The 9,266-nt window shown below is 68.4% G+C and carries 6 protein-coding genes and 1 pseudogene; 2 read left to right on the forward strand and 5 right to left on the reverse strand.

Going from position 1 to position 9,266, the window contains the following annotated elements; genetic code table 11:
- The first annotated feature begins 21 nt into the window (after positions 1-21).
- Positions 22-1,089: a sensor histidine kinase gene (locus V6U89_RS24310; RefSeq protein WP_334573808.1), complete on the forward strand. Its 1,068-nt coding sequence runs from the start codon at positions 22-24 to the stop codon at positions 1,087-1,089.
- Complete coding sequence (locus tag V6U89_RS24315) at positions 1,086-1,748, forward strand: response regulator transcription factor (protein WP_334573811.1); 663 nt, start codon at positions 1,086-1,088, stop codon at positions 1,746-1,748. Before V6U89_RS24310 ends, V6U89_RS24315 begins: the two co-directional genes overlap by 4 nt.
- Before the next feature lie 961 nt (positions 1,749-2,709).
- Here the strand turns inward: V6U89_RS24315 and V6U89_RS24320 are convergent.
- From V6U89_RS24320 to V6U89_RS24340, 5 genes and pseudogenes are all read right to left on the reverse strand, one after another.
- A complete protein-coding gene (locus V6U89_RS24320) occupies positions 2,710-3,726 on the reverse strand; it encodes a fibronectin type III domain-containing protein (RefSeq protein ID WP_334573813.1) in 1,017 nt (338 codons plus the stop codon).
- Between the two features lie 23 nt (positions 3,727-3,749).
- The gene (locus V6U89_RS24325) at positions 3,750-7,727 is read right to left on the reverse strand and encodes a fibronectin type III domain-containing protein (RefSeq protein WP_334573815.1); all 3,978 of its coding nucleotides are present in this window, start codon (positions 7,725-7,727) and stop codon (positions 3,750-3,752) included.
- A gap of 156 nt (positions 7,728-7,883) precedes the next feature.
- Positions 7,884-8,093: pseudogene (locus V6U89_RS24330) on the reverse strand (cation:proton antiporter); the annotation flags it as partial.
- A 198-nt stretch (positions 8,094-8,291) separates the two neighbouring features.
- Positions 8,292-8,441 carry a hypothetical protein gene (locus tag V6U89_RS24335; RefSeq protein ID WP_334573818.1) on the reverse strand — a complete coding sequence of 50 codons (150 nt, stop codon included), beginning with the start codon at positions 8,439-8,441 and terminating at the stop codon, positions 8,292-8,294.
- Positions 8,442-8,538: 97 nt separating this feature from the next.
- Positions 8,539-9,266: IS256 family transposase (locus tag V6U89_RS24340; protein ID WP_334573821.1), on the reverse strand; the 728-nt coding region annotated here is incomplete at its 5' end.

Genomic DNA, 9,266 nt, shown 5'->3' on the forward strand with positions numbered 1-9,266 from the left:
GACTGGGCGATCGCCATCGGCGTGGCGGCGGCGCTGCTGGCCGCCGGGCTGTCCGGACAGCAGTCCGCCACGAACGCCGACCTGCTCGGCTACGCGCTGTTGGCGGCGGGTGGTCTGGCGCTGGCCGCGCGCCGCCGGGCTCCGGTTCCCGTGCTGGCGGCGACCGGGCTGTGCGCGGTGGCTTATCAGGCGGCCGGTGTCGACGTACCTGCCGTCGCGTATCTGTTCGCGGTGTACGCAGCCGTGCGAGCGGGACACCGCATCATCACGGTGGCGGCAAGCGTGATCCTGCTGGCCGCTCTCCCCCTGGCGGCCCTGGCTTCGGGCCTGCACGACACGGGCGAGGCGTTCGCGCAGGCCCGAGGCGCCCTCGAAATCGCCTGGCTGATCGCTGCCGGTGCCGCGGGAGAGGCGCTGCGGCAGGCCGAACGGCGGGCGGACGAAGCCGAGCGCACCCGGGAGGAGACCGCACGGCGTCGGGCCGACGAGGAGCGGCTGCACATCGCGCGGGAGTTGCACGATTCGCTCACCCACCAGATCTCGGTCATCAAGGTGCAGGCCGAAGTTGCCGTCCACGTGGCCCGCAAGCGGGGTGAACCGGTGCCGGAGGCCCTGCTGGCGATCCGGGAGGCCGGTCGTGAGGCGGCCCGGGAGCTGCGAGCGACCCTGGAGGCGCTGCGCGACGACGACACCACCCCGCCACGCGGGCTCGACCACATCCCGGAGCTGGTGGAGCGGGCTGGCAGGACGGGCCTGGAGGCGACGCTGACGATCGAGGGACAGCGGCACGACGTGCCGGCGGCGGTGGGCCGGACGGCATACCGGATCGTTCAGGAGTCGCTGACCAACATCGCCCGGCACGCCGCCGCGGCTAACGCGTCGGTCCGGATCGACTGCCGACCCGACGTCCTCGCCATCCAGGTCGATGACGACGGCAAGGCCACCCCGGACACCGCGCCGATGCCCGGCGTCGGGCTGCTCGGGATGCGCGAACGAGTCACCGCGCTCGGCGGTCGTCTGCGCGCGGAACCGCGCAGCGAGGGCGGCTTCACCGTCCGGGCCGAACTCCCCGTGGACCAGACATCATGATCCGGGTCCTGCTGGTCGACGATCAGCCGCTCATTCGCAGCGGGTTCCGCGCGCTCCTCGAGGCCGAGGACGACATCGAAGTGGTGGCCGAAGCCGCCAACGGGAGCGAGTGCCTGACGCTGGCCAGGGAACACCTGCCCGACATCGCTCTCATCGACATTCAGATGCCGGTCGTCGACGGCATCGAGGCGACCCGGCGCATCGCCGCGGACCCGATCCTGGCCCGGGTGCACGTCGTCATCCTGACCAACTACGGCTTGGACGAATACGTCTTCAACGCGCTGCGCGCCGGCGCGGCCGGATTCCTCGTCAAGGACATCCAACCGGAAGACTTCCTGCATTCCGTACGCGTCGCCGCGCGCGGCGACGCCCTGCTCGCACCGTCCATCACCCGCCGGCTGATCAACCGGTACGTCAACCAGCCGCTCCACATCGCCGCCGGCACCGGGCTGGACGAGCTGACCAGCCGCGAACGCGAGGCCGTCGCCCTGGTCGCCCAGGGCCTGTCCAACGACCAGATCGCCAACCGCATGGTGATCAGCCCGCTCACCGCGAAAACCCACATCAACCGAGCCATGACCAAGCTGCACGCCCGCGACCGCGCCCAACTCGTGGTCCTCGCCTATGAGTCCGGTCTGGCAGTTGCGGGCAACTCCTGACTCCACGGTGCGGGTGCGGGCCCGATGATCCTCGTGCTGGCCGCCCTCGCACTGTGCGAACCGTCAAACCTCAACGTCCGCCCGCGAGCCGCAGTACCGGTCCTTCGGCACCGCCGCTTCTCCGGGACCATTCACCTCCAGGTCTCGTCGAAGGCGACCCGACACGCCGTCAAGCGTCTCGGCGGTCCTCTCGGCCGCTGACTGGTGCTGTCCTTCGCTGCTGTACGGGCAGTCGAAAGGCCACCCGCGTCCCGGGAAGTGACCTTTGACCACTGCGGGCTATACCAGGATCGAACCAGTGACCTCTTCGGTGTGAATGTCGATCTCGCCTGCCGTCGCGCTTCAACCGATGCCATCTGATGTCGTCGCATGCGTCCCGGCCACCGTCGAAGGGCGCCCAGTGGTGTATGACGCAGAGCCTCTTGCTGACTTCTTGCTGACGCAGCGACCCAAGCCGGTCCGGGCCTCAGGCGGCCTGGCCGATGCCGGCGCTAGCGCCGCTAGCAGGTCAGGGCCGGCCACATCAGCATGGGCTACCGCTCCCCCGCCGGCCTGCTTCGTCAAGAACGCGGTTGGGGGCACCGTGCTTGAACGTCTGGGCTGGCCGTGCCTGGCGGAAGTCTGATGGGTGTAACCGAGCGAGCGACACCTTCGAATCGTCCTGGACACGTATGTGCAGCACTACAATCGAGGCCGCAGCCATCAAGGCGACGGACTGAGCCTCCGCGCCCGACGACGGCAACAACGTCATCGCCTTCCCCGCTCCGACCGACCGCATCCGGCGCCGAACGATCCTCGGAGGCCTGATCAACGAATACGAGCCAGCCGCCTAAAAGCCCTGATCAGACCTGCGGCTACATTTTGGACCAGCACAGGCTGCCTGAACCTCCGGTGAAGGTAGAACGGGTTGGCCGGACGCCGGCTGTCGGGACGTGCCCCGGCAGCCGGCCCGCAGCCGCTGTCAGTACCAGAAAGAACAGTCACTGTCGAAGGAGTAGTACTCGGGGGCCGGGTGGACCTTGTACCCACCCCAATACAGATTTGCTTGCTTTTCATACTTGTTGTCCAGGGCGGGGCTTCCCGTCTTGTCCTCCGAAGCACGTGATTGCCTGTAGTAGTCGGCGAGGAAGAACGCCATGCCGTAGTAGGCGTACTGATCGGAATGGACGGCCTCGTGACGGGGAAGATCCGGTCCCAGGGTGTATGCCGCGTCCCGGCCACTCATCAAGCGGATGTTCGCCCTCTTGTACGCCTCGCACCTCAACTGGTTCCGGTAGACCGCATGGTTGATCGTCCAGTAGAAGAAGTAGTCGCCCAAGGTCGCCGGCTGATCGCCACCAGGCGAACCGCCATAGCAGACGTACGAGCCGAGCGCCGGATCGCAGTCGCTGTCCGCCCCATACAGTTTTCTAGCCGCCGCGTTCGCGCCGTTGACCTGATTGGCCGTTCTCAGGTAGGCGTACTTCGCCCGCTCCACCAGCACCAACTCGACAGCGGTGGCGGGGCTCTCGCCGGCCATGTTGAAGGCTACGACGCGGAACTGGTGCAGTTCGCCGTCCGAGAAGCCGTACTTCAGGCCGGCGCCGTCCTCGGTGGCCGGCAGTGGCAGCCGGATCCAGAATGAGTCGCCGGCCGTGCGGTACTCCATCCAGTAGAGGACCCCCGGCGTGGCGCTCGGCGTCCAGCTGAGGTAGACCTGGCTGGGGCTCGGCGAGTAGCCGGAGAGGTTGGACGGGGCCTTAGGTAGAGGCGGCATGGGCTTGGCGGAGGCGGTGTTGCTCGCCGCGCTGTCCCCGGCGAGGTTCGTCGCTCGGAGCCGGAAGTTGTACATGGTGCCGTTGGCCAAGTAGCCGGCGACAAAGGTGCAGCACGAGGTGACCGGCAGCTTGAGCTTCGTCCAGGTCGACGACGTGCTGGTCTTGTACTCAACCAGGTAGTACACATTCGGGGTCGGGCTCTTGGTCCAGTTCAACGTCACTCTGCCGTCCCCCGCCGTCGCGATCAGCCCCGACGGCGCCTGGGAAACGGCGGCAGCGGCCGGGCCGACGCCATATTGCTTGGCGCGCTGTCGCCCGCCTGGTTCGTGGCCCGGACGCGGAACTCGTAGGTGGTGCCGTTGGCGAGGTAGCCCGCGACGAACCTGCAGCAGGAGGTCACCGGGAACTTCAGCTTGGTCCAGGTGGAGGCACCGGCGGCCCGGTACTCCACGAGGTAGTACACGTTCGCGGTGGTGCTCTCTGTCCAGTCCAGCGTGACCTTCCCGTCCCCGGCGGCGGCGGTCAGCCCGGACGGCGCCTGGGGGAACGGCGGCAGCGGCGTCGCCGCAGCCACGTTGGTGGTGGCCGACTGGCCGGCCATGTTGCTGGCCGCGACCTTGAACTCGTAGCGGTGTCCGTTGGCGAGGTAGCCGGCGCTCATCGTGCAGCAGTCGGTGACCGGCAGCGCCAGCTTCTGCCAGGACTGACCGGCCGTCGTGTCCCGCAGGTACACGTCGTAGTAGACGCCCGTCGTCGGGCTGGCCGTCCAACCCAGGGTCACCTTGCCGTCCCCGGGGTTGGCGGTCAACGCGGAGGGCGCGGCCGGTACCGGCGGCAGGGGCTTCGCCCTGACCACTGCGGTCGGGTTGGATTCACCGGAACCGTTGATGGCGGTCAGCTTGAACTCGTAGGTATCGCCGTTCGTGAGGTAGCCGGCGGTCATCGTGCAGCAGGTGGTGACCGGGGCGGTCAGCTTCTGCCAGGACTGACCGGCGGAGACGTTGCGCAGGTAGACCTGGTACCACGAGCCGGCCGTGGGACTGCTGGTCCAGCTCAGTGTCACCTTGCCGTCGCCGGGCGCGGCGTCGAGGCCGGACGGCGCCTGCGGGACGCCACCTCGGGCCGTCACCTGGACGGTCGCCGACGCGGGGCTCTCACCGCCGGCGTTCTCCGCGGTCACCTTGAACTCGTAGACGTGTCCGTCGCTCAGGTAGCCCCGGGTCGCCGTGGTGCTGTCGCTGGGCAGGGTCGACTTGCTGAAGCTGGCCTGGCCCGCCGTGACGTCCCGCTGGTAGACCCAGTAGAGGACGCCGGGAGCGGGGGCGTCCCAGTTGAGCTCGATGTTGCCCGAGCCCGCTGGCTGACCGCGTAGATTCGTCGGGGCTCCGGGGCGGGCCTGGTTGCTCGTCGCGGACGCGACGCTGCCCGTGGGGCCCTCGCCGCCGGAGCTGATCGCGGCGACCTTGAACTCGTACGAGTGTCCGTTGCTGAGGTAGCCGGCGGTCATGGTGCAGCAGGAGGTGACCGGGTTGGCGACCTTGGTGAAGGCCGTCTCCCCGGCGGTCACGTCCCGGTAGTAGACCTGGAACCACAGGTCAGAGCCGGGGGCGGTCCAGTCCAGCTTGATCGTGCCGTCGGCCTGGGCGGTGGCAGTCAGGCCAGTGGGCGCTGGCGGCAGCGGGGCGGTCGGGGTCACCTGCACGACGTTGCTGGCCGCGCTCTCCCCGCCCGTACCGCTGGCGGTGACCTTAAACTCGTAGCGGTGCCCGTTGGTGAGCAGGCCGGCGGTCATCGTGCAACAGGTGGTGACCGGCAGTTCCAATGGGGTGAATACGGTCTCGCCGGCAGTGACGTCCCGGACGTACACCAGGTGCCAGTTGTCGGCGCTGCCGTCCCAGGTCAGCACCGCCTGCCGGTCGCCCGCGGTGGCCCTCAGGTTGGTCGGCGCGGCGGGCGGCGCCAGATCCGCGGTGGCGCTGGCCGTCGTCGAGGTCGGCGACTCACCGGCCTCGCTCAGGGCACTGACCTTGTACTCGTAGGTGTGACCGTCGGCCAGCCCGCCGGCCGTCATCGTGCAGCAGGAGGTCACCGGCCACTCCAGCTTGGTGAAATCGGCCTCCCCGGCTGTGACGTCGCGCTGGTACACCAGGAACCAGAGATCTGCTTCCGGCTGCTGCCAGGTGAGCTTGATGCTCCCGTCCGGCTGGGCGGCGGCGGTCAAAGCAGTGGGCGTCGCGGGCAGCGGGTACGTGGCGGTGGCGGTGGCGACACCGGATGCAGAGGACTCACCGCCCTTGCCGAACGCGGTGACCTTGTACTCGTAGGTGTGCCCGTCGGCGAGCCCGCCGGCCGTCATGGTGCAGCAGGAGTCCACCGGCCACTCCAGCTTGGTGAACTCGGGCTCGCCCGCGGTCACGTCCCGCTGGTACACGTTGAACCAGTCCACCGTGTTGGCGTGGCTCCACTGGAGCTTGATCTCGCCCTTGCCCTGAGCGGTGGCGGTCAGACCCGTCGGCGTCGGCGGCTTGCTATAGAAGGCGGTCGCGGTCACCTCGGCGGAGCGCGGAGATTCACCACCGCCGTGCACGGCGACGACCTGGAACGCGTACAGGTGATCGTTCTCCAGCCCGCTCACCGTGTGCGTGGTGTCCTGCGGTGACGGGTCGTACTCTCGGGCCGCCTCCGTCTCCCCCACGGTGACGTCCCGGCGGTACACCTCGTAGCGCCAGACGTCGGGCACGGCCGACCAGGTCAGTGTGACGTTGCCACCGTCGGCGGCAACCGCGTTGAGTCCCGCCGGGGTCGCCGGCGGTTCGATGGTCACGGTGACGGCGACGGCGGTGGAAAGCGGACCCGCACCGCTGGCGTTGCGCGCCCCGACCTTGAACTCGTAGTTGTGGCCGGTCTGGTAGAAACCGGCGATCTTTGTTGAGGTCTGGGTGAGCCCGGTCGAGACCCGGGCGAAATGAGTCTGACCCGCCGTCACGTCCCGCTGGTGCACATCGTAGGTCAGTCCGGTACCGGCAGACGCCTGCCAGCTGAGACTGATGGCACCGCTGCTATCGGCCTGGGCGGTCGGCGCGGCGGGCGCGGCGGGCACCGCGCCCGGGTCGGGCACCGGCCGGGGCCAGTCAACTTCCACGAAGCGGGGCCGGTAGTTGGTCACGTCGGCGTAGACGGCGTCCGGGAGGAGGCTGTTCACGTTGTACGACACCAGCAGCTTGCCGGTGCGGGCCAGTTCCGGGTGGAGCCGGGAGTCGTAGACGATGCTGCCCCCGATGTCCGTCGGTTCGGGCGCGGTGAACAACGGCACCGGGCCACTGAACGGCCCGGTGGGCGAACTCGCCGTGTACGCCACGAAGTCGGCGGAGAAGGTCAGGTTGCTTTCCTGAGTGACCAGGACGTAGCTGCCGTTGATCTTCTGTACGCCGAAGCCGGCGCCCACGCCGGAGAGCAGCCGCGCCGACGAGGCGGGGTCGCTGGACCAGGCGCTGCCGGTCCAGAACTGCCACGCCCCGGACAGCCCGCCCGCCGGCACACGGGCGAGGTGCGCGAACCGCATCTGGTCGGCGTCCTCGGCCCCGTAGATGTACGTGTAGGCGCCATCTTCCAGAACGGCCGAACCCCACGCCACCTTCGACCCGAAGCGCCGGTCGGCGACGCTTTGTACGGTGAGCGCGGGCAGGTCGAAGGTGACCACCGCACTGTCGGCGAGTGCGAAGTCCAGCGGCCCGGTCCCGGTGGTCTTCATCCGCTGGTAGACCACCCGCAGCACGCCACCCTCGACGGTGCCGTCGCCGACCCAGTACTTGTCGTTGCTGCCGTCGACCGGTTTCACCAACGAGGTCGGTGCGGTGCTGGTACCGCCGGTCAGGGTCTCCGTGAGCGAGGAGCCGTCCTGCAGCACGATGGAGTTGTTCACCATCGGGGTGCTCTTCGGGAGGGTGTGGTCGGCGTTGACCGCGCCGATGAGGCTGTCCGAGAAGAGCCAGGCGTCGCGACCGTCGGGCAGCGGGATCGAGACGGTGCTGTCACCGCTGGTCCAACGCCCGCTCGTGTCGCCGTACCGGTTGAACTCGGTGTTGAGGTCGGCGGCGGACATCCCGCCGGTCGGCAGGGCGGCGGCTGCGGGTGACGGCGGTACGCCGACCAGCAGACTGAGGACGACAATGACGACGAGGCCCGCCGCAGTGCGAGGCCGCGACCGCGCGACATTCTTCATTTGATCTCCCCGTGATGTGCACACATCGTCACAGTCGTCTATGCGCGCAGCAAGCATCGATCGGTTGGCGTCGGCTAGCCGAGCAGTTCTTGCGTCGGCGGCCGTCCGTGTGTTAGGTCTGTCCGGCAGCCGGGTAAGGTGAGCGGTCGGGTTGGGTCAGCGGTCGGCCAGCTCGTCGGTGTCGAGCAGGCTCCGGTGCACCCGCCCGGACCGGTACGCGGCCCGGCCGATCATCTGCGCGGCCACCGGGGCGGTGGCCAGTTGGAACACCCCGACCAGCGCGATCATGCCCAGGTCGGCCGGGCTACGCAGCCGCAGTGCCAGCCCGAGCAGCAGGAGCAGCACCCCGTTGGGGCCACGCTTGGTCAGCTTCCAGAAACCCCCTCTTGTCCGTAGCTCCGGGCGGTGCGGTCCTCTATGGCTGTCTCCGCAGGCCTTCTTAACTCCTGGCGGCGTGTGGTGGCTGTTCCAGCCCGATCGGTTGCTGTACTTCGCTGCTGTACTGCCGCCTGCTAGCTGGCAGTCAGCCTCTGCGGCGGCGGGCCACGACTCGTGGTCCTCGGGTTAGCCAGTACAGCACGGCGGGTTGTCCGCCTGATGCATTGCCAACACCCGCTCCACCTCCTGCCACCACAGGTCAACGTTCGCGCCGTAGTAGATGGTGGCCGACCAGGCTTCCCCCGGCAGTTCGCCGGCCGACACGTCGTCCAGCACGGACCGCAGCTCGTCAATGGCCCTCAGAGGGCGTCTGATTCACGTATTTTGCGAGTGATGCGGGGTGTCTCGCTAACGGTGTTTCCGGCGATCTTGGTTAGTAGGTTTCAGCGGCTGGGAAGCGGTCGCTGAAGGTGATGGCGAAGGCGTTCAACGCGGGTTTCCAGCGCATCGTCCATCGGGTTCTGCCTGCTCCGGTGGGGTCCAGGGATCGGGTCACCAGGTACAGACACTTCAACGCGGCCTGCTCGTTGGGGAAGTGGCCGCGGGCCTTCACGGCCCGCCGGTAGCGGGCGTTCAATGATTCGATCGCGTTGGTGGAGCAGATGACGGTGCGGATCTCGAGGTCGTAGTCGAGGAACGGGATGAACTCGGCCCAGGCGTTGTCCCACAGGCGGATCACCGCCGGATACCTGCCGCCCCACTTGTCGGCCAGGTCGTCGAACGCCGCCCGGGCCGCAGCCGCGTTGACGGCGGTGTAGATCGGCTTGATGTCGCGCTTGATCTCGTCCCAGTACTTGCGGGAGGTGAGCCGGAACGTGTTGCGGATCAGGTGGATGATGCAGGTTTGCACCACGGTGCGGGGCCAGACGTTCGTGACGACCTCGGGCAGGCCTTTGAGGCCGTCGCAGACGAGGAAGAACACGTCCTTGACGCCGCGGTTGCGCAGGTCGGTCAGCACGCTCATCCAGAACTTGGCGCCCTCACCGCCGGCGCCGGCCCACAGGCCGAGGATGTCCTTGTCGCCGTCGAGGGTGACGCCGATCGCGGCGTAGAACGGCCGGTTGGCGACCTGCCCGTCGCGGACCTTGGCTCTGTCGCCGA

Source organism: Micromonospora sp. CPCC 206171 (assembly GCF_036906755.1).
GTDB lineage: Bacteria > Actinomycetota > Actinomycetes > Mycobacteriales > Micromonosporaceae > Micromonospora > Micromonospora purpureochromogenes.

What these genes read in the sequence shown, in the direction of transcription:
- V6U89_RS24315 (WP_334573811.1), top strand. Translation starts at nt 1,086, where the DNA reads ATGATCCGGGTCCTGCTGGTCGACGATCAGCCGCTCATTCGCAGCGGG.
- V6U89_RS24325 (WP_334573815.1), bottom strand. Translation starts at nt 7,727, where the DNA reads ATGAAGAATGTCGCGCGGTCGCGGCCTCGCACTGCGGCGGGCCTCGTC.